The sequence below is a fragment of the Nocardia stercoris genome, from assembly GCF_003696265.1.
GTDB lineage: Bacteria > Actinomycetota > Actinomycetes > Mycobacteriales > Mycobacteriaceae > Nocardia > Nocardia stercoris.
Genome location: NZ_RFFH01000018.1, coordinates 60,216 through 81,787, shown reverse-complemented (window position 1 = coordinate 81,787; position 21,572 = coordinate 60,216). Strand labels below are relative to the sequence as shown.

Below are 21,572 nucleotides of genomic sequence, written 5' to 3'. Positions count from 1 at the left end.
CACCTGACACCAGTGGCCCTTGCGCTTTCGTGCGACGCTAACCGACGGGCGCCGCGAGACCGAAGTGCTGACGCGTTCGGGCGACCAGCGCCGTGGTCCACCCGTCGAGTATGCGCCGGCCGTCGATCGGATCCGCGGTGGTCGGGTCGCCGAGTACTCCGTTGGGGCTCACCGCCGCGACGCCGGAGTGTCGCAGTGTGTCCATCAACTGCGGCAGGGCCGTCGTGTTTCCCGGCCGTGCGGCGTGTATGGACACATCCTGCGGGCGCAGGTACAGCAGCGCCGAGGTCTCGGTGTGTCCGGCGTGGCTGTCGGTAGTGGGGGCCGACGGTGACCAGGCCAGGACGTCACGTCCTTCGGACCGCAGGGTGCGAACCGCGGACCGAAGCGGTTCGAGATTGCCGCCGTGGCCGTTGACCAGCACCACGCCCGCGAACCGGTCCGCGGAGCGGACGAGTTCGAGCAGCACCAGGCGCAGCGCTTCGCATCCGATCGACAGCGTGCCGGGGAAGCCAGCGTGCTCACCGCTCGCGCCGTAGGGGACAGCGGGCGCGGCGAGCACCTCGGGCAGCTGTGTGGCCAACCGCCGAGCCAGCTCCGTGGCAATGGTGGTGTCGGTGTGCAGCGGCAGGTGTGGCCCGTGCTGCTCGGTCGCGCCCAGCGGAATTGCGAGCACGGTGTGGCGGGCGCGGGCGGTGACGTCGGGGAACCGGAGTGCCGCGAGTTCGGTCATGCGCGCCGCCGTTTGCGGATCCGTACCCGGGGCAGGAGTGGGGCGAGTGTGCGCTCGCGCAGACAGCCGGCCCAGACGCCGAGCCCGTACGCGCTGTCGTCCACGACTCGCAGCAGCGCGCAGATCGGGTCGAGGGACATGGTGGTGGCGGAGGCCAGGTGGACGGCCAGTAGCAGCCTGCGCCCCCGCCGGGTGCACAACGCCAGCGGCCACCAGGCGCGGCGTAGCGCGATAGTCCACTGCTGCAACACCATTCGTTCGCGATTGGCGGCGAAGGACAGTGCCGCCGGTAGTGGGACGCCTTGGCGGTGGACCGTCCGCGCGAGGCGGAGCGTGGTCGCCAGGATGGGAACGGCCGCGGTGACCGGATGGGCGGTGAGCGCGAGCAAACCCGGCGCGGCCGTGACCGGGGACAGATAGGCGGGATGCAGCAGCCCCGGGTGGCGGCGCGCCAGCGCGGCGGCCGAGGTGCCGTAGTCGTAGCGCTGGCGTGCGAAGGCCGCGACGGTATCGCGCGGCTGGTGGTGAACGGTCGAATCCGGTTGGTAGCGAATCGAGTATCCGGTGGCGTGCAGCCGCCAGACGAGGTCGACGTCCTCCCCGAATCGCAGCGACTCCTCGAAGCCGCCGATCGCGGCCAAGGCTGCTACTCGGACGACCAGCGCGGCCGAGGGGACGTAGCGCACCCGGCCGTGCGGACGGACGGCGGCGGGCACCGGGCCCATGTCGAGCGCTGAGCGCCGGGATTCGTATCGGCCGATCGCCCCGTTCGCCCTGGTGCGGACGCGTGGTGCGACGGCGGCCACTCGCGGATCGTCGAACAGCGGCAGGATCGAGCCGAGCCAATCCCCGCGCGGTACGACATCGGAGTCCAGGAAGGCCACGAATTCCGTTGTGGCGGAATGCCATCCGGTGTTCCGTGCGGCGGCGGGCCCGCGTCGACGGTGGTGGCGGTGGGTGGCCGCGGGGATCGGAACCGCGGAGGCGTCGTCGACGACCACGGTATGGAGGGAGTCCTGGATGGCCGCGAGCAGGGCGGCGAGTCCAGTGTGATTGTCGCGTACGGGAACGACCAGCGTGACTGAGCTTTTCGTGTTCGCTGGGACGTCGGTAGGCCCGACCGCGGGATGAGCCAGACCGGCATCGAGCAGGCGGCGAGCGAGCGCTCGTGCCTCGTTGGTGACCACCGCTCCCACGAGCCACGCGTCCAGGAGGCGGCTGCCGGATTCGCTCAGGCGCAGCACCCGTGGCGGCGACCCGCCCAGCAGCACCCGCCCGTTCGCGCTCCGCCGTACCTCGGCGTCCAGTATCACTCTCACGGTCGGAACCCACCGTCGGCGTGGACGACACTGCCGGTGATACAAGCGGATTCGGGTGCGCACAGCCACGCGATCGTGGCGGCGACCTCCTCGGGCTCGAGTACCCGTCCCACCAGCTGATGGCGGGCGAAGTCGTCGACGCTGTCCAGGCCGTAGATCCGGGCGGATGCGGTGAGCAGATCGGTGCGCGTCGACCCGGGGGAGACCGCGACCGCCGTGACCGCCGTGCCGCGCAGGTCCTCGGCCAGTCCCTTGATCAGCCCGACGACCGCGTGCTTGGCGGCGTTGTACCCGGCCATCCGCCACATGCCGTGGTGCCCGGCGGCCGAGGCGACGGCGAGGAAACGGCCACCTCGTGGCCCCGGCCTGCGCAGTAGGGCCGGCACGGCAGCGCGGGCCAGATTGGCCACACCGTGTACGCCGACGTCGAACATGGGTTCCCAGTCCGCGGTGGTGGTTTCCCACAGCGGCCGTCCGCCGCCGGTGATCACCGCGGCGGCGGCGACCGCGGCGTCGAGACCCCCGAACCGGACCTCGGCGGACCGGACCGCGGCGGTCAGCGCTCCCGGATCACGCACATCGGCGACGAACGGCAGCACCGAATCGCCGTAAGGGGCAGCGACAGTACGCAATTGCTGTTCAGTGGCCAGTGGATACGGTACGCGTGGATCGTCGGCACACAGGTCGACGGCCACCACCTGCCACCCGGCGTGCGCGAGCCGGTGCACGGTGGCCGCTCCGATGCCACGCCCGGCACCGGTGACGATCGCGACCGGGGCGGCGCCCATCACAGCCCCCGGGTGAACCCGTCCGGGATCACAACGTCGTCGGGGGAGAGGTCGTGAACCGAGCTGTGGCCGAGCCCGTACAGCGTGGAATCGATTCCCTGGCGCAGGATTTCGAGCACATTGTGCACGCCCTGTTCACCACCGGCGGCCATACCCCAGAGATAGGGCCGGCCGATCATGACCGCGTCGGCGCCCAGGGCCAGGGCCTTGACCACGTCGCTGCCGCGCCGGATGCCACCGTCGAGGAAGACTTCCAGCTGCCCGCCGACGGCTTTCGCGATGCCTGGAAGCAGCCGGATGGCCGCGGGCGTGGAGTCGAGGTTGTTGCCGCCGTGATTGGACACCGAGATGGCGGTGGCGCCGGCATCGATCGCCCGCTCGGCGTCGTCGGGCCGCGAGATGCCCTTGATCAGGAAGGGGCCGTCCCACTGCGAGCGCAGCCAGGCCAGATCGTCCCAGGTGGGCGGCGGGGTGCCCATCCATTCGCCGTATGCGCCGAAGAAGGTCGGCCCGGGCTCCCCGCGAGCGGCGAGATTCGGGGTGGTGAGGTCCGGCAGGTGTCCGGTGCGGGCGAAACGCCACAGCCATCCCGGGTGGGCCAGCACAGCTGGCGCGAACCGCAGCGCCGTGCGGAGGTCGATGCGTTCGGGCAATGCTGGGCTGCCCCAGTCGCGGGCGGTCGCGAAGATCCAGTCGAGGGTCACGATCAGGCCCTTGGCACCGGCATCACGGGCACGCTCCAGGCGGGCGGTCATAGCGTCCCGGCTGCCGAGCCAGTAGACCTGAAAGAACGTCTTGTCGTTGGCGGCCACCACCGCTTCTATGGGCTGGGAGCCGAAGGACGACAATCCCAGCGCGGTGCCGGAGCGGGCCGCAGCCCGCGCGACCCCGACCTCACCCGCCGGATCGACCGCCTGCACGCCGGTCGGTGAGCAGATGACCGGCATCGAGATGTTCTGCCCCAGAACAGTGGTGGACAGATCGCGGGTTGCCGGCAGATCGGCGATGCGGGGACGCAGACCAAGTTCGGCGAATGCCGCGGCATTGTCGGCGAGGGTCGTACCGGCCTCGGATCCCGCCAGCAGGGCCAGATAGACCGGCTTCGGTACGCGCTTCTCGGCCCGGCGCTGCGCCTCGGCGACGGACTCGAACCAATCTCGTGTGCTTGCCATGGTTTTCCTTGTCGATGGATCGGCTACCGCATCCCGGCGAGAGGACTGGCGTCACAGGCGCGATCGGGTGCGAAAGGGGTCATAGGAAGTCCGAGCGCGACGGGCCGGCGCACGGTCCTGGAGTGGTCCTTGTCTGGTTGCGGAATTCGCGTGCCGACCCCGGCGAGCGCGAATTCGGCGTTCCCGCGTACACATTCGGGGTCGGGTCCGGTCAAGGGCAGTCCGGTGAAGAACTTCGCCGCCATGCAGCCGCCCCGGCAGGAGTCGAACGCGGAGCAGGACGCGCACGCCCCGGCGGCCTGCGGTTCGCGCAGGCGCGTGAACAGCTCCGAGTTGCGCCACACGCCCTCGAATCCGCCTGATTCCCGAACGTTGCCCGCCAGGAACTGTTCGTGAATGGCGAAGGGGCACGCGTAAACGTCGCCGACCGGGTCGATCAGGCAGACCACGCGCCCGGCGCCGCACAGATTCAAGCCGGGTAGCACGGCGGAGCCGAGGGCATTGAGGTGGAAGAACGAATCGCCGGTCAACACGTCCTCGCCGTGCGCGAGCAGCCAGTTGTACAGGCGGAGTTGTTGATCCGCGGTGGGATGCAGATCCTGCCACACCTGGGCACCTCGCCCGGCTGGACGCAGCCGGGTCAGGCGCAGTTGTGCATCGAATTCGTCTGCGAGGGCCTTGAATTCGTCGAGTTGCGGAACGTTGTGGCGCGTCATCACGACCGAGATCTTGAATCCGGATTTGCCCGCGGCGGCGAGATTCGCCATGGCGCGGTGCGCGGTGGCGAACGAACCCGGTCCGCGGACGGCATCGTTGACCTCGGCGGTCGCGCCGTCGATCGAGATCTGCACGTCGACGTAGTCCGCGGCCGCCAGCTGGGTCGCGCGCTCGGGTGTCAGGCGAATCCCATTGGTGGAGAACTTGACTCCCACCCGGTGGTCCACGGAGTAATCCAGCAACTCCCAGAAGTCGGCGCGGACGGTCGGCTCGCCACCACCGATGTTCACGTAGAACACCTGCATTCGCTGCAGGGTGTCGATCACGGTCCGGCACTCGGCAGTGGACAGCTCGCGCGGATCGCGTCGCCCCGAGGAGGATAGACAGTGCGCGCAGGCCAGATTGCAGGCGTAGGTCAGCTCCCAGGTGAGGCAGATCGGGGCGGCGAGACCGTGCTCGAAGTGGTCGACCAATCTCATGGGTGTCCTGTCCGGGTGATGCGGCATCGGATGGTTCCGGACTCGTGGAGCCCGGCCAGTGCACGCAGGTAGTCATCGTGCTCGGCGTCGGGGATCGCTGCCGCCGCGAGCGCGGCGAACACGTCGGGAACACATTCGAGTGCCTCGACGACCCCGACCAGCCCAGGGGTTTTCAGGAACGACAGTCGTCGGGTGCGGTAGTCGTAAGCCAGCGCGCCGAAGGTTTCCGGCCGCAGCGACACCGACTCGGCTAGGGCATAGGGCCGGGCGGGGTCGAATGTGGCGGGGTCAGTAGACACCGCACATGCCGTCGATCGAGACCTCCTCGACAAGGAGATCGTCCTCGATCACGGCGTCAGTGCCGGTCGCCGCCGGCTGCTCGGAGGGTGGGTACGACATGGAGATCTCCTTCGGATCGATACCGGGCTTGCGGGATTCGGTCACCGGTGTCAGGAGCCTTCTTCAGCGCCCGGCGGGCCGACAGTGCATACCGGAATCGATGCGCAAATGCCGGAAATACTGACATGGGTGTTTATTCGACTTGTTCAGCCGAATTCCGACGGTAGTCCGTGTCGTGCGCCACATCCATTGAAAAATCGCGAAGTGGTGATTCGGCTCGATCGAATTCGCTGGATAGATACACGAATGTGAAATTACGGGTGCGTGAGCTGTGTGGTCAGCGTCGCGGCCTGGGCGACGACGGCGCGGCGCAGCGGATCCAGCAGGGGCTGAATGCGCGAAATCGGCCCGGCCACAGTCAGTACCGCGACGTGGGTGCCGTTGCGGAACACCGGGGCGTGCACCCCACCGAGATCGGGAGTGACGCGCTGGTCGGCGTAGGCCACCCCGTCCCGCACGATGCGAGCCAGTTCGTCGTCCACCTGGGCGCGCCGCGCGAGGTCGGGGAGGTGGCGACGCAGATAGTCCGTGCGGAATCCGGGGCTGCTGTAGGCCAGGAAGCAGCGGCCGGCACTGGAGGGATACAGGGGCCGGCGTTCGCCCGGCTGGGCCGAAAATCGTACGGGCCGTGTGGATTCGATGGTGTCGGCGTAGATGATCTGCTCCCCGGCCCGCAGGCACAACAGCACCGTCTCGTCGAATTCACGGTGCAGCGATTCCATGGCCGGGCGCGCGATGCGCTCCACGGACGCGGTACCCGCGCCGAGCAGGGCCTCCACGGCCGGCCCCAGCGTGTAGACACCGTCGTCGGTGAGGTAGCCGGTGGCCGCCAGGCCCTTGGCGATGTAGTGAATCGACGAGCGCGGTGCTTCCAGGGCGGTCGACAGTTCGGCCAGCGTCAATCCCGCGGGACTGCGGGCCACGAGTTCCAGGATCGTCACTACGCGCGACACCGTCCGGTGCTCCTGCGCCGGACCCTGCTGTCTGGTTGACATCGACACATCCCATCACACGACCGCAGTTGCGGGCTGTTCATATGTACGAACACTCTGTTCGTACATATGATGTAGTCTAGAGCGCGAAGTGGCGCACGTCATAGTTCTCGCTGGGCGCGCGCCGAAACCGACGGGATCGACGCCGATCCCGGAGCTGATTCGCGAGGTCCAGATGGCAACGTTCAACCGGCTTCACCTGATCCGGCAAGTCGATCTGTTCACGCTGCGCTTGTTCTTGTCTGCGATCGAGGAGCGCCAGATCGGTCTCGCCGCGATCCGTGAGAACATCGCCCCGTCCACCGCGACCAAGCGGATCCAGGTCCTCGAGGACATCGCGGGCGTCGAGCTGCTCGAACGGGGCCCCAAAGGGGTGGTGCCGAGCGCGGCCGGGGCGGTCCTTGAGCGTTACGTGCGCTCGATCTTCGGAGATCTCGACGCTATGCGCTCGGAGATCGCCTCGCTCACCGAGAGCGTGCAAGGCGAGCTGTCGATCGTCTCCGCGCGGTCCATCATCGTTCCGCTGCTGGCCCGCGCGATCGGCGAGTTCGGTGCAGAGTATCCCCGGGTCGAGGTCGCGCTACAGGAGACCGAGAACGCCGATGTGGTCCGCCAGGTGGCCCGCGGCGACGCGGACCTCGGCGTATTCGCCGCCGCGCATCATCTCGATCTCAGCGGTGTCGACGTGACGCCCTACCGGCAGGATCGCCTGGTCGCGGTGGTGCCGCCGGACCACGCGCTGGCCGCGCGGGGCGCGGCGGGTTTCGGCGAGCTGGCGGCCGCCGGGCTGATCGCGCCGTCGTCGCTGCTGGGTGCGTTCCGGGCGGCGGCGGTGCGGCTCGGGGTGGAATTCCGTTCGCCGCACCGGGTCCGCAGTGGCGAGGTCGCGATCGGTCTGGTGCAGGCGGGACTGGGGGTCACGGTGGTGCCGGAATGCCTGCTGGACTACGCCGTACTGTCCCGGGTCGCCGTGCTCGACTTCGACGAGCCCTGGGCGGTTCGTCACATTCACCTCGCGACGCCGAGCGGGCGTGCGAAAAGTCCTGCCGCGCGGACGTTCGTCGCGCAGCTACTGGACCGTCCGATGGACGGCGACGCCACCGTGCGGGAGGTGCTGCAGACGCCGCCCGCGCACGTGGCCACCGCGAGCTGATTTCCGCACGTCGCATCCGTATCGGGTCAGTGGGAATGCTGACGCGTGTGTATAATTCGATAAATTCGAATCGGCACTTCCTGAATATTCAATAGGCCTTCGGTGTGATGCACGTTACCGTCGAGATCCCGAAAGGGAATCATCTTTTCGGGGACGAAGTCATCTCACAGGAGAGAGTCGATGAAACATCAAGCGCGACGTGTCGTTACCGGCCATGATTCAAAGGGGCGCTCGATCGTGGTATCGGATTCAGTGGTGGAGGCATTCGAAGCGTCTCCTACGGCATTAGCTATGCGGCTCTGGGCTACCGACGAATTCCCGTCGAACAATGCCGATGAGCGCGACGGTGCGCAGCTCATCGAGGCGTTCGCTCCCGAGAACGGCACGGCCTTCTATCTGGTGGACTGGGCCCCGGACAGTGAGTTTCCCGCGCACCGCACGTCGAGCATCGACTACGGCGTCGTGCTGAGCGGCGAACTCGAGGCCGTGCTCGACGGCGGACACATCGTGCGACTCGGTCCGGGCGACAGCATCGTCCAGTGCGGCACGATGCATGCCTGGCGGAATCCGACCGGCGAATGGACCAGAACCGCCTTCGTCATGGCCACCAGCCGGCAGTTGTCCGTGGACGGCCGGGCTCTCGAGCCGACCATGTAGCCGTTCGCAGTCGTGTCCGCTGTCCACGCTGCGGATTTTCATATCGCTTGTTTCGAGAAACCCTAGGAGATTCCATGTCCGCACAACTGCTCGACCGCAAGGTCGCGATCATCACCGGTGCCGCGAGCGGGATGGGGCTGGCGACTGCCGCGACCTTCCTCGAGCACGGTGCGAAGGTCGTGCTCGCCGATATTCAGCAAGACGCGGGGCAAACCGCCGCGGACCAGCTGGGGCCGGCAGCTCGCTTTCGCCGAGTCGACGTCACGGACGCGGACCAGCTCGAATCGCTCGTCCAGTACGCCGCCGACGAATTCGGTAGTCTCGATGTGCTTTTCAGCAATGCCGGCGCTGCGTGCGACTTGTCGCCGGTCGCCGAACTCGCCCCGGAGGGGTTGCGCCGGACACTCGCGTTGAACCTCGACGCGCACGCCGCGGCGCACAAATTCGCTCTGCGCCAGTTCCGACGGCAGGGCAGAGCCGGCTCGATCATCACCACCGCGAGTATCGCCGCGCTGCAGGCCGGATGGAACGGCGCCGCCTACTCGATGGCCAAAGCGGCTGTGCTGGCACTGGTTCGGCAGACCGCGCTCGAAAGCAAGGGCACCGGAACGCGATCCAACGCGATCCTTCCTGGCGCTGTACTGACCCCGATGATCCCGCCCATGTTCGGCATCGCGGATGCGGACGCATCTCGGTTCCTGTCTCGGGTCAGCGCGGCCATCGGCGGCCAGACGCTGATCGGGCGGGCCGGCCTGGCCTCCGATATCGCGAATGCCGCGCTCTTTCTGGCCAGTGACCTGTCGTCCTGGATCACCGGTGCCGATCTCACCGTAGACGGAGGTGCGATGGCTTTCACCAAGGACGCGACCGTCGACCTCATCACGCAGGTCGCATGCGAATTCGCGTCCGACGAGGTACGCGAATGAAGACGATGGCGGCGATTCTGTGGGAGGCGCCCGGGACGTGGGACGTCCGGGGCGTGGATCTCGACGAGCCTGACGAGGGCGAAGTTCTCGTCAAGGTGATGGCCTCGGGTCTCTGCCATTCCGACGACCACTTCGCTAAGGGGGACATGCGGTTTCATACGTATCCGGCGTGTGGTGGGCACGAGGGTGCGGGCATCGTCGAGGCAGTCGGGCCGGGAGTCACCCGGGTACGACCCGGGGACCACGTGGTGACCTCGTTCATCGCCGCGTGCGGGCATTGCCGGATGTGCGTCACCGGCCATCAAAATCTCTGTGACGCGGGTCATCTCATCACCGTAGGTACCCGCCCGGACGGCACGTTCCGGATGCACGCGGACGGTCACGGCGTTGCCCAGAACGCTTGCCTGTCTACGTTCTCGGAGTGGACGACGGTACCGCAGGAATGCGTGGTGCGGATCCCCCGCGACATCCCGTTCACCACTGCGGCCATCGTCGGCTGTGCGGTCCCGACCGGATGGGGATCGTCGACGCGTGCCGCCGACATCGATGCCGGCGACGTAGTAGTCGTGGTGGGTACCGGCGGAATCGGCATGAGTGCCGTGCAGGGTGCGGCCTTCCGCGGCGCGGGACGAGTGATCGCGGTCGACCCGGTGCCGATGAAACGGGAGTTGTCCCTCTCACTCGGCGCTACCGACGCCGTCGACTCGATCGATGAGGCCGGTGAGCTGGCGCGATCGGCCACCAACGGACAAGGCGCCGACTCGGTGGTCGTGTGCATCGGCGTTCCCACGCAGAAACAGCTGAAGCAGGCCTACGACGCTCTGGGTAAGCGGGGAACCCTGGTGGTGACCAGCGCGGCGCCGCACACGCTGACCGAGATGTCGGTCCCGGTGCTGGATCTGACCATGAGCGAGAAGCGCATTCAGGGCGCGCTGTACGGGATGGCGGGGCCGCAGCACGAGGTCCCGATGCTGCTGGAGCTCTACCGGAGAGGCGCGTTGCGGCTCGACGAGATGATCACTACCACCTACCGGCTCGAACAGGTCAACGAGGCGTACGTGGACATGCACGCGGGCCGCAACATCCGCGGCGTCATCGACTTCCAGGGCAGGCACTGAATGCCGGGTCGTCCGTGGTACCGCCGGGCGGTGCCACGGACGACCTCGTTCAGGAACCGACCCGCTCCACCAGTGCGACCTTCACATGATCGGGGCGCTTCAACGTGCCGTCCGGAACCAGCTCGACGATGCTCTTCACATTCAGCGCCGAGCGGACCCGCTCCTCGATGGCGCCCTTCAAGCCGTCTCGGCGTTCCCGGCTCAGCCCGTCCGCGTGCTCGACAACCAAGGACAGCGGGCGCTGGGTCGAATGTCCTTCGAAGTCAGCGCGAATCCGCATCTCGCCGGTGGTCTCCGGCCGCATCTCGACGATGAGCTGCTGAACCGCGGACGGAAACAGGTTGATGCCACGCACGATCAGCATGTCGTCGGTGCGTCCGACGCAGCGCACCTTGTATCCGATACGGCCGCAGGAGCAGTCGGTGCCGGTGACCACGACGTGGTCGCGGGTACGGAACCGCAGCAGTGGCGAGGCCTGGCGGCGCAACGCGGTGTACACGAGTTCGCCCTGGGCTCCGGCGACCGGGGCGACGATGTCGCCGGTGACCGGGTCGATGAGCTCCGCGACCATCAGGTCGGGGGACAGGAAGTGCATGCCGTCCCCGGCCTCGCATTCGCCCCAGTACGTGCAGGCGATATCGGTGCCGCCGAGCATCTCCCGCGAGGTGGCGCCCCACAGCGTTTCGAGTCGATCTCGCATCGCGGGCAGGCCGCCGCCGGGCTCACCGCCGACACTGATCGCGCGCACGCCCAGATCGCGGGCCTGCTGCCCGATGATGTCGGGTGCGCGCTCGGCCAGATGGATCAGGAAGTTCGGTGTGCCGATCATGGCGTTCGGACGCTGGTCGGCCTGGACCCGCAGTAGCCGATCGGCGCCAGCCTCGGCGCCGATCGGGATGTCGACGATGCCCATGTACTGCAGGATTTGCACGATGGGCAGCCCGCCGACGAAGCCCTTGCTCATCCCGAACCCGTGCAGGACCCGGTCGCCCGGGCGGAATCCGTTGGCGTAGAGCGCGCGGGCACCGAGTTCGCACCAGGTATCGATGTCGGCGCGGGTCAGTCCCACGTAGCTGGGGCTGCCGGTGGTGCCGGAGGAGGCCTGGATCTGCACGATCTCGCTCGCATCGGCGGCGACGTGTGCGCCCAGTGGGGGTACCTGGGCGAGGCTGGCGCGCAGTTCCTGCTTCTCGGTGAACGGCAGCGCCGCCAGGTCGGCGGTGGTGCGAACCGCCTCCGGATCGACACCGTGCTCGGCGAATTTCGTGCGATAGAACCCGCTCCGGGTGGCCAGATATCGGATCTGTTCGCGCAGCCGGTCGTCCTGGATTCTTTCCGCCTCTGCCGGTGCGGCTCCTTCGATCTCGCTCCACCACGACTCCGAGAACGGAGTTCTGCTCATGGGATTCCTCCAGATACCTGCCGGAATTTCCGGCGAATTACTTCCGTCGACCCGGTTGCCTCTCATATGCTTCGGCATATCCGCGGGTGGACCGGACTTCATGATATGCACACCGCCGATGTCATCGGAAGGTAGAAGTAGTTCGATTATCACCAAGCCGCGATTCCGAAAATTTCAATTGGAGTCCCGGTGTGTGCGGAATAGCCTCGGGTCGAGGTCCGTGTGTCGTGCCGGATCACGAACTCTTCGAATTCAGGAGCAGACACGATGGTGTGGGACGGCGAGTACGACTGCCTGTTCATCGGCGGGCGGTGGGTTCCCGCGGCGACCGACGAGCGGATCGAGGTGGTGTCGCCCTATACGGAGCAGATTGTGGCGCGCGTGCCGTCGGGGTCGAATGCCGATATCGATGCCGCGGTGGCCGCGGCGCGGACCGCGTTCGATCACGGGCCCTGGCCACGTCTGCCCCGTGCCGAGCGGCTCGCCGCGCTGAGCCGGCTCAGCGCGGGGATGAGCGCTGCCGAGACGACGATGGCGGAGCTGGTGACGACCGAAATGGGTTGCCCGATCACACAATCTCGGGCGATCCACGCGCAGCGTCCGCGCCTGATCGTGGATTCGATGATCGAGATCGGCCGCACCTATCCGTTCACCGAGGTCCGCTCGTCGGACTCCGGCCGGGCCCGAGTGACCCGAGAGCCCATCGGTGTCGTGGCCGCCATCGTGCCGTGGAACGCACCGCATCTGGTGTCGATGATGAAACTGGCGCCGGCCTTGCTGGCGGGCTGCACCGTGGTGCTCAAGCCGTCGCCGGAGACTCCGCTGGATGCCTATCTGCTGGCCGAGCTCGTCTCCCGCGCGGGGTTCCCGGACGGCACCGTGAATGTCGTTCCCGCACATCGTGGTCCGAGCGAATATCTGGTGACGCATCCGGGCGTGGACATGGTGTCCTTCACCGGCTCGACGGCGGCCGGACGGCGCATCGGTGAGCTGTGCGGCGGCATGTTGCGGCGCACCGCGCTAGAGCTGGGCGGTAAGTCGGCGGCGATCGTCTTGGACGACGCGGATCTCGCGGCGACCGTCGAGGCGGTGCGGGTCGGCGCGTTCCGCAACACCGGTCAGGTGTGCAGTGCCAAGACTCGGGTGGTGGTCTCGCGCGGGCGCGCGGGCGAGTTCGTCGAGGCACTGCGGGCCGCCACCGCGGCGATGACCGTCGGTGATCCTTTCGATCCAGGAACCGAATTCGGCCCGCTGGTCACCGCTCAGCACCGGGAACGGGTCGAGGCGCTGATTCGGGTCGGACAGCAGGCCGGGGCGACCACGGTGCTGGGAGGCGGACGTCCGCAGGATCTGGGCACCGGCTGGTTCGTCGAGCCGACCATCTTCACCGATGTCGAGCCGTCCATGCGTATCGCCCAGGAGGAAGTGTTCGGGCCGGTGCTGTGCGTGCTCGAATACGAGGACGAGGATCACGCGGTCGCGATCGCCAACGATTCTCGCTACGGGCTCAACGGCGCGGTTTTCTCCGCCGACCCGGAACACGCTCTGGCCGTGGCCGATCAGCTCCGTACCGGCACCGTCGAGCTGAACGGCAACCCAGCGGGTCTGGCCGCTCCCTCGGGCGGGGTGAAAGACAGCGGGCTCGGTCGCGAACTCGGACCGGAAGGCATCACCGAGTTCGTCGAATTCAAATCGATCGGCCTGCCGCGAGACCTGGTGCTGTGATGACCGCCGACACGACGGTCCGCCAGGGACCACTCACCGGGGTGCGCGTCATCGAACTGGGCGGCGCCGGACCCGTCCCGTTCTGCTGCCAGTTGCTGTCGGACCTGGGCGCGGACATCCTCCGCATCGACCGCCCGCCGGGTTACGACGGTGGCGCGCCGGTCGATGCCCGATTCAACCTGCTCAATCGCGGCAGACGCAGTGCCGCACTGAATCTCAAACATCCGGACGCCGTGGCGACGCTGGTGGAGCTGGTATCGCGAGCGGACGTGCTGGTCGAGGGATTTCGCCCGGGCGTGGCCGAGGGGCTCGGCCTCGGGCCCGATGACTGCCTGGCAGTCAATCCCGGACTCGTCTACGGCCGGATGACGGGCTGGGGCCAGGACGGCCCACTGGCAAAGGTTCCCGGTCACGACATCAACTACATCGCGTTGACCGGCGTCCTGCATTCGATCGGCACCGCCGGCGGTCCGCCGGTACCACCGCTGAACCTGGCCGGTGATTTCGGCGGGGGCGCACTGTATCTGGCGCTGGGGGTGGTCTGCGCGCTGCTCGAGCGGGCCGGATCCGGGCGCGGCCAGGTCATCGACGCGGCGATGGTCGACGGTTCGGCCTCGCTGATGACGCTGATCTACGGGCTTCGGGCCGCCGGATACTGGCACGACGAACGTGGTACGAACCGGCTCGACTCGGGCGCGCCCTGGTACGGCGTCTACCGGACCCGTGACGACCGCTGGCTGGCGCTTGGCTCCAACGAGGCCCGGTTCTGGCGCAACACTTTGCGAGTGCTGGGGCTGGACGAGGCCGGCATGCCCGACCAGCACGACCGGGCGGCGTGGCCGGCCGTGCGCGAACGACTCGCGGCCGTGTTCGCCACCGGCACTCGTGCCGAATGGCTGGCGCTCGCCGAAGGGGAAGAAGTCTGTTTCACGCCGGTGCTGTCCCTGGACGAGGCACCCAGCCATCCGCATCTTCGGGCCCGGCAGACCTTCGTGGAGGTCGATGGGATCGTCCAGCCGGCGCCGGCCCCACGATTCAGCCGTACCCCGGGCGCGATCGCGCGTCCGCCGGCCCGGCCGGGCGAACATACCGATGAGGTGCTGGGCGACTGGGGCATCTCCGCGCGGCGGCGCGCGCAGTTGCGGTCGGTCGGCGCGATCGTCTGATCGGCGCGCAATCGCACAACCGGGCCGTTCGATTTCGTCGAATCGCTTGTTCGAAAGATATCACTTGAATGCGGTGTTCAACGGCGAATAGCCTCGATGGCGACATCCGATCCAATTCTGGGGCTCATGACCCGTACTCTGGAGTGAACAGACAATGAATGCGAATTTCCTGACCGAATCCCAGTCCGACTGGCTCGACGTGGTCAACAAATTCATGGACCACGAAATCACCGTGGAATATGTACGGCACTGTGACTCCAACCGTGAATACCCGTACGAGGCGTACGAGAAGATCGCGCAGCAGGGCTGGCTCGGGATCCTGATCCCCGAGGAGGAAGGCGGCTCCGGGGGCGACATCTTCGACTACTCGCTGATGGCCGAGGGCCTGGGCAAGTTCGGTTTCGACTTCGCCTGCTCGGTGCTGGTCCCCACCTTCACCGCGATGAACATCATCAAATACGGCACCGCCGAGCAGAAAGCGCGCTACGTCAAGCCGTTCATCGACGGGCAGATCCGGTTCTCGGTCTCCATCTCCGAGCCCGACGCCGGCTCCGACGCCGCGAACACCAAGACCCGCGCGCGCCGGGATGCCAACGGCGACTGGGTGATCAGCGGCCAGAAGCTCTGGTGCAGCGGCGCCGCGGCCGACAACACCGTCATCGCGATGCTGGTGCGCACCGACCCCGACGACAAGCACGGCGGCCTGTCGGTGCTGCTCATCCCGAACGACACCCCCGGTGTGGTGATCCGCAAACTGCCGACGCTGTCGCGACACGCCACCGGCACCACCGAGATCTTCCTCGACGAGGTCCGCGTTCCAGCCGACGCGCTGCTGGGCGCCGAGGGCGAGGGCTGGAAGGTGATCACCGAGCACCTGGAGCTGGAACGCTGCGCGGTCGCCGCGGCCTACGTCGGCAATGCTCAGGAAGCGGTGAACGCCGCGAACAAGTATGCGCACCAGCGCATTCAGTTCGGCAAGCCGATCTACGAGTTCCAGGTCCTCAAGCACATGCTGGCCGAGAACCAGACCCGCGTCGACGCCGCCCGGCTGCTTTGCTATCGCGCCGCGGCGCTGAAGGCACAGGGTGTCGCCGCGGCGCGGGAGACCTCGATGGCCAAGCTCTACGGTTCGGAGGCGCTCAAGCAGTGCGCCTTGGACGGCATGCAGATCCTCGGCGGCTACGCCAACCTGCCCGAGGCCGATATGGAGCGCTACCTGCGCGAGAGCGTGCAGTCGACCATCGGCGGCGGTACCTCCCAGATCCAGCGCACCATCATCGCGAAGTCGATGCGCCTGTCGTCCGCCTCGTAATCACCAGTTCCGCAAGAGTTTCCAGGAGAGAATCGTGGCCACTATCAACAATCGTATCGACATGCCGCTCGACGAGATCGAGATCGGTACCGTCTTCCGCTCCGGCGGTCGCACCATCACAGAAGCCGACGTGGTGAACTACTGTGCGCTGACCGGCAATTGGATCGAGATCCACTCGAACACGCACTACGCCGCCCAGACCCGCTTCGGCGAGCGGATCGTGCAGGGATCGCTGACCTATTCGCTGTTGACCGGCTTGATCCAGTTCGGCCCGTCGATCCAGGCGAACTACGGCATCGACAATCTGCGCTATCTGAAGCCGGTGCTCATCGGCGACACCATCTACGCCACCGCCGAGGTGATCGGCAAGAAGGACAAGGACGACGAGTACGGGGTCGTCACGTTCCTGATGAAGGCGCTCAACCAGGACGGCTACGTCGTGCAGAAGAGCGAGTGGAGCCTGCTGATGCTGCGCAAGCGCGACGACCTCGACGCGCTCGTCGGCTCGTCCGTGCCCACCGAGCGTCCGAAGGACTGATATCCGTGCCTGCCACTCCGGTCGCCGCGATCATCGGCATGGGCGACGCCTACACCTCGCGGGACAATCGCAAGGATCCCATGCAGCTGGCTGTCGAGGCTACCTACGCTGCCCTGGCCGACGCGGGCATTCGCAAGGATCAGGTCGACGCGGTCTTCACCGGCCGCTCGCCCTGGGCCGACAAGCGCTCGCAATGGTCGAACATCTTCATCTCGCACCTGCACATGCCGGTGACCATCAACAGCGAGATCACCATGCACGGTGCGGGTCTCACCTCGACCATCGCGATCGCCACCCAGATGATCGCGGCCGGCCGGGCCGAGTACGTGCTGTGCCTGCAGAGCGATGCGACCGAGTTGTTCGTCGATGCCGTGGCGATGGGAGCGGAGGCGGATTCGGACCCGCAGGTCGAGGGGCCCTACGGGGCGACCATCCCGTCGCTCTACGGGCAGGCGGCGTGCCGGTATCTATACGAATTCGGTCTCACCGAGGCCGATCTGGCCGATGTGGCCGTCGCGAATCAGCGGTGGGGCGTGCGTCATCCGCATGCGGCGAAGGCGCGCTTCGGTGAGATCGACCGGGCGAAAGTGCTGTCCTCGCCCTATGTCGCGACGCCGCTGCGGCGGTGGATGTGCTCGACCTGGGGTGGTGGCACCGGCGGCGCGCTGATCGTCACCGCGCCCGACAACGTGGGCGACCGCGACGACGTCGTGTACGTCCACGGGTACGGCTCGGCGACCACGCACGAGTACCTCACCGACCGGATGAACCTGCGGCACAGTCGATTCCCGGGCCTGGGCGCGATGCCCAATCTGACCTACACCGCGACCGCCGAGGCGGCGCGGCAGGCCTGGGACATGTCCGGTCTGACGCCGTCGGACATCGACATGTTGCAGCTGTCGGTGAACTTCGCCCACATGGGCCCGATCGTGCTCGAGGATCTGGGCTTCGCGAAGAAGGGCCGCGGCATCGACATCTACCGCGAGGGCCGTACCGGTATCGACGGCGATCTGCCGACCGACACCAACGGGGGCTGGCTGTCGTTCGGACAGCCCGGAATCTCCTGCAACATGGACAGCCTCGTCGAGGCTGTCCGGCAGTTGCGGGGCACCGCGTTGGGTGCGGCGCCGGCGCGGCGGCCCGAGACGGTGCTCGTGCAAGGAGCCGGCGGCATGCTGGCGGCAGGCAGCGTCGTGCTGCTGTCGTCGGCGGCGTGACCGGCGGAAAGGACTACGACATGAGCGACACACAGTCATCTGACGGCTGGCCGCAGCCCTACCGTCAGCTCGATTCCGAACCGTACTGGCGGGCCCTCGCCGACGAGCGGCTCACCTATCAGCGCTGCGACGCCTGCCACGAATCGGTGTGGCCGCCGCATTCGCGCTGCCCGCACTGCGACGCGGCGGAACTGACTTGGCAGCAATCGAGCGGAGTCGGAACGGTCTACTCCTTCAGCACAATCGGCCGCGGGCCCACACCGGTGTGGGCGGCGATCGTGCCCTACACCGTCGGGTTCGTCGAACTCGCCGAGGGCTATCACCTGTTCACCCAGATCGACGGTGATCCGGCCACGATCGAGATCGGGATGCCGGTGCGAGTGCGGTACGTCGAGCGCGGCGAACAGAAACTGCCGGTATTTACCGGTGCGCCCATTTCTTCGGATCGGAGCGAGCCATGACCGGCGATCTGCCCCTGGCCGGCACAACCGTGGTGGAACTGGGCGACAGCGCCTCGGCGCCGTTCGCCGGCAAGATACTCGCGGAGCTGGGCGCCGAGGTCTGGAAGGTGGAACGGCCCACCGGGGATTCGTCGCGCGGATGGGGGCCGAGCATGTGGCAGGGCAGCGGTGCGGCCTTCCACGCCCTCAACCGCGGAAAGCGTTGCCTCCGTATCGATATCAAAGACCAGGAGCAGCTGACCACGCTGCACGAGCTGATCGCCACGCGCGCCGACGTATTCCTGCACAATCTGCGGCCGGGTTCGGCGGCACGCTACGGACTCGACGCCGACAGCCTTCGGATCACCAAGCCCGAGCTCATCTACGCCGAGGTCGGCGCGTTCGGTCACACCGGCCCGATGAACACGCTGCCCGGTTACGACCCGCTGATGCAGGCGTTCTCCGGAATCATGAACATCACCGGCGAGGAAGGGCAGGCCCCGGTGCGGGCCGGGGTGTCGATCGTGGACTTCGGCACCGGGATGTGGGTGGTGATCGGAATCCTCGCCGCCCTGTTCCGGCGCCAGGCCAAACACACCGGCGCGACAGTGAACAGTTCGCTGCTGGAGACGGCCATCGCCTGGATGAGTATCGGCATCGCCAACTACACCGCCGACGGTGACCTGGGTGGCCGGCACGGATCCGGGGTCGCGTTCATCGTGCCGCACCGGGCGTACGAGGCCACCGACGGACATCTCGTGATCAGCTGCGCCAACGATGCGCTGTTCGGGCGGCTGTGTGCGGCGCTCGGACATCCGGAGTGGGCTGATGACGCCCGATTCGCCACCAACGCGGCGAGATTGACCCATCGCGGCGAGATCGACCGGCTGATCGGCGAGCGGATCGCAACCCAGACCCGCGAACAGTGGCAGCGGATTCTGCAGGACGCCGGCATACCGGTCGCTCCGACCCAGAACACGGCCGAGATCGTCGCCCACGAACAGACCCGTGCATTGGGGATCCTCGGCAAGCCCACTGCGGACGAGATCGCGGTGGCCGGTCTGCCGCTGTCGTTCGACGGCAAACGCCCGGATCCATTGCATTCGGCGCGGGCCATCGGCGCGGACAACGACCTGCTCGAGCAGACCGTCGGCGGGAGCTGAGCCAGGTTCGACCCCAGCCGGTCCCGGTCCGGTGCGCGTACTCGCTCTTCGAGCGCACACCGGCCCCGGAGCCGGCTGTCCGGTACTGTCTATCGAGGTGAGGTCTCTCCGATGCGGTCCGGCGAGAACGATCTGCGGGTGTTCGCGGCCAATCGGTCGATCGCTGCCGATGCTCGGGCGGTCGCGATCCCGCTGTCGGTAGCCAGCGGCGCAGCTGCGCTTGGTCGCGCCGGAAATACCTTGGAGCGCATGTGGTCTAGCGTGATGGTCACGGCCAGATCTTCGAGTTGTGTCGCGATCCGTACCAGCTGGTCGCGGGTGTCGCGGGCTACCGCTTCGGTATCTCCAGGACCCAGGCCGACCACGACGGACACCTGCTTCGCGATCTCGCCCACCAGGCCGGAAACCTCGTCCACGGCACGATCTGTCCAGACTCCGGTGCGGTCGGGTGGTTCATGGTGAGCCTGCTGGGACGCGTCGAGGAACTCCAGCCGGGCCAGCCTGGTGCGCACGGTGGCGCGTGCGGTCTCGGCTCGGTGTGATGTGCTGTAATCGTCCCACATCCGGCATAGGGCAGCGATCTGATCGGCTTGGGACCGCAACCACGCGACAAGCAGCCCGTTCAAGCGGGCGCGTTGCCAGGTCGGCAGCATCAGGAACACAGCCAGGGCGAGGGCGGCGCCGACGACGGTGGCCAGGCCGCGCGTGACGGCTCCCAGCGGTCCGTTCGACAGCACCGAGATCCACATGACGACCCACAGCATGGTCCACGGCTGGCCGCAACTGCGGAATGCGAGATACCCGAGGAACAAGACGATCAGCAGTGCGCTGTGCAGCACAGGGTGCTGAGGCAGCAAGGACAGGGCGGCACCGCCGAGTGCGCCGGCCACCGTACCCACGGTGCGAGCGATGCCGCGGCTGGAGGCATCGCCGTAATCCGGAAACAAGATCAGCACAACGGTCAGGCAGACCCAGAATCCGTGTGCCGGTAGCAGACTCGATCCAGCCGCGGTGCCGATGGCTCGACCGATCACCTCGCCGAGCACGCCCGCGACGGCGAGCCGCACGGCATGGCGGAACATGGGCGCGCCGGGGCGCAGTTCGTCGCGAACCAGCTCCGCCGGTGTCGGCGGCCTGCGATCGTCGAGAGGCTGCTCGAGCGGTCCGCCCGCGACCAACTCCTCGGCGTGCCCGACCGATCGTCGTAGCTTGTCCCACAACGGGTCCTGTGCGGACTCGGTGTCCCGCGATGTACGGAATCCCGGCCGGCCACCGCGGTCCCAGCGAACGGCGGCGGCGATCGTGGTGAGCCGGTGGCCGATGTCGGTGCGGGCGGGCCGGTCCGCGGCGCTGCCTTCGCCGCGATTGTCGACCGCGTGCAGTAGCTGCCCGATCTGTTCGGCCTGCTCGGTCAATGCGATCAGGCCGAGGATCTGTCGATCACGGGAACGAGCTACCAGAGCCAAGCTGTTGTCCGCCACAAGCAAAGCGGGGGCGAACGGCCCGGGGCCGGTCAATGCGGTGTAGAGGTCGGCGACGGCGCGGCGCTGCGCGAGATGCCGGGGCTCGAACGGTGGGAGGAGTTGGCATCCCAGCATGATCGCCACCCCGCCGGCGAACAGGGCGAACTCGCGCCCGCCCGTCCCGGTCGATGGGGTGATCTCGGCGAAGGCGATCATGACGATGGTCACCACGATCACCCGCATGGAGATTCCGACCCCCACCACGCGCATGATGCCGCCGACGAAGAAGCCGGCTGCCAGCAGCGGGAGCAGTGCCCACCAGATGCCGTGCAGCACGATGCCGGTCAGCGCGGCCGCGAGTTCCGCGCCGCCGGTCCATGCTGCCGCGGCGATGCGGCCACGCTGGTAGGGCATGAGGGCGGCGATTCCGCCGAGGAACGCGCCGACACAGAGCAGGTTCTGGGCCGCGACATCGTGCAGGAATTGCCCGAGGAGCGTGGCGGCGATCATGGCGACGGCGACGCGGCACAATCGCGTCGGATCCTGAAGTGGCCGACCGGGTTTCATCCCGCGCGCCGCCGCTCGTGCGATGGTGGCGGCACCGCCCGGATTGGGGAGGAGCTGTGCGATCTGCCTCGCATTCATAGTGTATCGGTCCTGACTCCCGCCTCGGACCGGGCGGGAACGATGACG

At 67.5% G+C, this 21,572-nt stretch carries 21 protein-coding genes; 11 read left to right on the top strand and 10 right to left on the bottom strand.

Annotation, left to right across the window (positions count from 1 at the left end):
- Window positions 1–37 precede the first annotated feature (37 nt).
- From mftE to EBN03_RS28535, 8 genes are all read right to left on the bottom strand, one after another.
- Window positions 38–733: a mycofactocin biosynthesis peptidyl-dipeptidase MftE gene (gene mftE, locus EBN03_RS28570; RefSeq protein ID WP_122191255.1), complete on the bottom strand. Its 696-nt coding sequence runs from the start codon at window positions 731–733 to the stop codon at window positions 38–40.
- A complete protein-coding gene (gene mftF, locus EBN03_RS28565; RefSeq protein ID WP_122191254.1) occupies window positions 730–2,052 on the bottom strand; it encodes a mycofactocin biosynthesis glycosyltransferase MftF in 1,323 nt (440 codons plus the stop codon). The genes mftE and mftF overlap by 4 nt, the downstream gene beginning before the upstream one ends.
- The gene (locus EBN03_RS28560) at window positions 2,049–2,840 is read right to left on the bottom strand and encodes a mycofactocin-coupled SDR family oxidoreductase (protein ID WP_122191253.1); all 792 of its coding nucleotides are present in this window, start codon (window positions 2,838–2,840) and stop codon (window positions 2,049–2,051) included. Before EBN03_RS28560 ends, mftF begins: the two co-directional genes overlap by 4 nt.
- On the bottom strand, window positions 2,840–4,012 hold the full coding sequence (gene mftD, locus EBN03_RS28555; protein ID WP_122191252.1) for a pre-mycofactocin synthase MftD: 1,173 nt from the start codon (window positions 4,010–4,012) through the stop codon (window positions 2,840–2,842). The genes EBN03_RS28560 and mftD overlap by 1 nt, the downstream gene beginning before the upstream one ends.
- A gap of 23 nt (window positions 4,013–4,035) precedes the next feature.
- The gene (gene mftC / locus EBN03_RS28550; RefSeq protein WP_122191251.1) at window positions 4,036–5,208 is read right to left on the bottom strand and encodes a mycofactocin radical SAM maturase; all 1,173 of its coding nucleotides are present in this window, start codon (window positions 5,206–5,208) and stop codon (window positions 4,036–4,038) included.
- Complete coding sequence (mftB, locus tag EBN03_RS28545) at window positions 5,205–5,507, bottom strand: mycofactocin biosynthesis chaperone MftB (RefSeq protein WP_122191250.1); 303 nt, start codon at window positions 5,505–5,507, stop codon at window positions 5,205–5,207. The genes mftC and mftB overlap by 4 nt, the downstream gene beginning before the upstream one ends.
- Complete coding sequence (gene mftA / locus EBN03_RS28540) at window positions 5,497–5,607, bottom strand: mycofactocin precursor MftA (protein ID WP_122191296.1); 111 nt, start codon at window positions 5,605–5,607, stop codon at window positions 5,497–5,499. The genes mftB and mftA overlap by 11 nt, the downstream gene beginning before the upstream one ends.
- A 254-nt stretch (window positions 5,608–5,861) precedes the next feature.
- Window positions 5,862–6,602, bottom strand: a complete 741-nt coding sequence (locus EBN03_RS28535) for an IclR family transcriptional regulator (protein WP_122191295.1) — start codon at window positions 6,600–6,602, stop codon at window positions 5,862–5,864.
- A gap of 172 nt (window positions 6,603–6,774) precedes the next feature.
- On the opposite strand from EBN03_RS28535, the gene EBN03_RS28530 reads away from it, so the two are divergent.
- From EBN03_RS28530 to EBN03_RS28515, 4 genes are all read left to right on the top strand, one after another.
- Window positions 6,775–7,752 carry a LysR family transcriptional regulator gene (locus EBN03_RS28530; protein WP_122191249.1) on the top strand — a complete coding sequence of 326 codons (978 nt, stop codon included), beginning with the start codon at window positions 6,775–6,777 and terminating at the stop codon, window positions 7,750–7,752.
- Between the two features lie 180 nt (window positions 7,753–7,932).
- Entirely contained in the window at window positions 7,933–8,409 is a 477-nt protein-coding gene (locus EBN03_RS28525) for a cupin domain-containing protein (RefSeq protein WP_122191248.1), read from the top strand.
- Between the two features lie 74 nt (window positions 8,410–8,483).
- Window positions 8,484–9,335 carry an SDR family NAD(P)-dependent oxidoreductase gene (locus tag EBN03_RS28520; protein WP_158675766.1) on the top strand — a complete coding sequence of 284 codons (852 nt, stop codon included), beginning with the start codon at window positions 8,484–8,486 and terminating at the stop codon, window positions 9,333–9,335.
- On the top strand, window positions 9,332–10,453 hold the full coding sequence (locus tag EBN03_RS28515; protein ID WP_122191246.1) for an NDMA-dependent alcohol dehydrogenase: 1,122 nt from the start codon (window positions 9,332–9,334) through the stop codon (window positions 10,451–10,453). Before EBN03_RS28520 ends, EBN03_RS28515 begins: the two co-directional genes overlap by 4 nt.
- 49 nt (window positions 10,454–10,502) lie before the next feature.
- Here the strand turns inward: EBN03_RS28515 and EBN03_RS28510 are convergent, their stop codons facing one another.
- Entirely contained in the window at window positions 10,503–11,855 is a 1,353-nt protein-coding gene (locus tag EBN03_RS28510; RefSeq protein ID WP_122191245.1) for a phenylacetate--CoA ligase family protein, read from the bottom strand.
- A 267-nt stretch (window positions 11,856–12,122) separates the two neighbouring features.
- On the opposite strand from EBN03_RS28510, the gene EBN03_RS28505 reads away from it, so the two are divergent.
- From EBN03_RS28505 to EBN03_RS28475, 7 genes are all read left to right on the top strand, one after another.
- Window positions 12,123–13,580, top strand: a complete 1,458-nt coding sequence (locus EBN03_RS28505; protein ID WP_122191244.1) for an aldehyde dehydrogenase — start codon at window positions 12,123–12,125, stop codon at window positions 13,578–13,580.
- The gene (locus tag EBN03_RS28500; protein WP_122191243.1) at window positions 13,580–14,746 is read left to right on the top strand and encodes a CaiB/BaiF CoA transferase family protein; all 1,167 of its coding nucleotides are present in this window, start codon (window positions 13,580–13,582) and stop codon (window positions 14,744–14,746) included. Before EBN03_RS28505 ends, EBN03_RS28500 begins: the two co-directional genes overlap by 1 nt.
- 154 nt (window positions 14,747–14,900) lie before the next feature.
- The gene (locus EBN03_RS28495; RefSeq protein WP_122191242.1) at window positions 14,901–16,058 is read left to right on the top strand and encodes an acyl-CoA dehydrogenase family protein; all 1,158 of its coding nucleotides are present in this window, start codon (window positions 14,901–14,903) and stop codon (window positions 16,056–16,058) included.
- A 34-nt stretch (window positions 16,059–16,092) separates the two neighbouring features.
- On the top strand, window positions 16,093–16,596 hold the full coding sequence (locus tag EBN03_RS28490) for a MaoC family dehydratase (protein WP_122191241.1): 504 nt from the start codon (window positions 16,093–16,095) through the stop codon (window positions 16,594–16,596).
- A 5-nt stretch (window positions 16,597–16,601) separates the two neighbouring features.
- Entirely contained in the window at window positions 16,602–17,813 is a 1,212-nt protein-coding gene (locus tag EBN03_RS28485; protein WP_233608697.1) for a thiolase family protein, read from the top strand.
- A gap of 20 nt (window positions 17,814–17,833) precedes the next feature.
- On the top strand, window positions 17,834–18,274 hold the full coding sequence (locus EBN03_RS28480) for a Zn-ribbon domain-containing OB-fold protein (protein ID WP_122191293.1): 441 nt from the start codon (window positions 17,834–17,836) through the stop codon (window positions 18,272–18,274).
- Entirely contained in the window at window positions 18,271–19,416 is a 1,146-nt protein-coding gene (locus tag EBN03_RS28475; RefSeq protein WP_122191240.1) for a CaiB/BaiF CoA transferase family protein, read from the top strand. The genes EBN03_RS28480 and EBN03_RS28475 overlap by 4 nt, the downstream gene beginning before the upstream one ends.
- A gap of 89 nt (window positions 19,417–19,505) precedes the next feature.
- Here EBN03_RS28475 and EBN03_RS28470 read toward each other — a convergent pair whose 3' ends face one another.
- Window positions 19,506–21,524 (bottom strand): FUSC family protein, encoded by a 2,019-nt coding sequence (locus EBN03_RS28470; protein WP_122191239.1) that lies wholly within the window; start codon window positions 21,522–21,524, stop codon window positions 19,506–19,508.
- Between the last annotated feature and the right edge of the window lie 48 nt (window positions 21,525–21,572).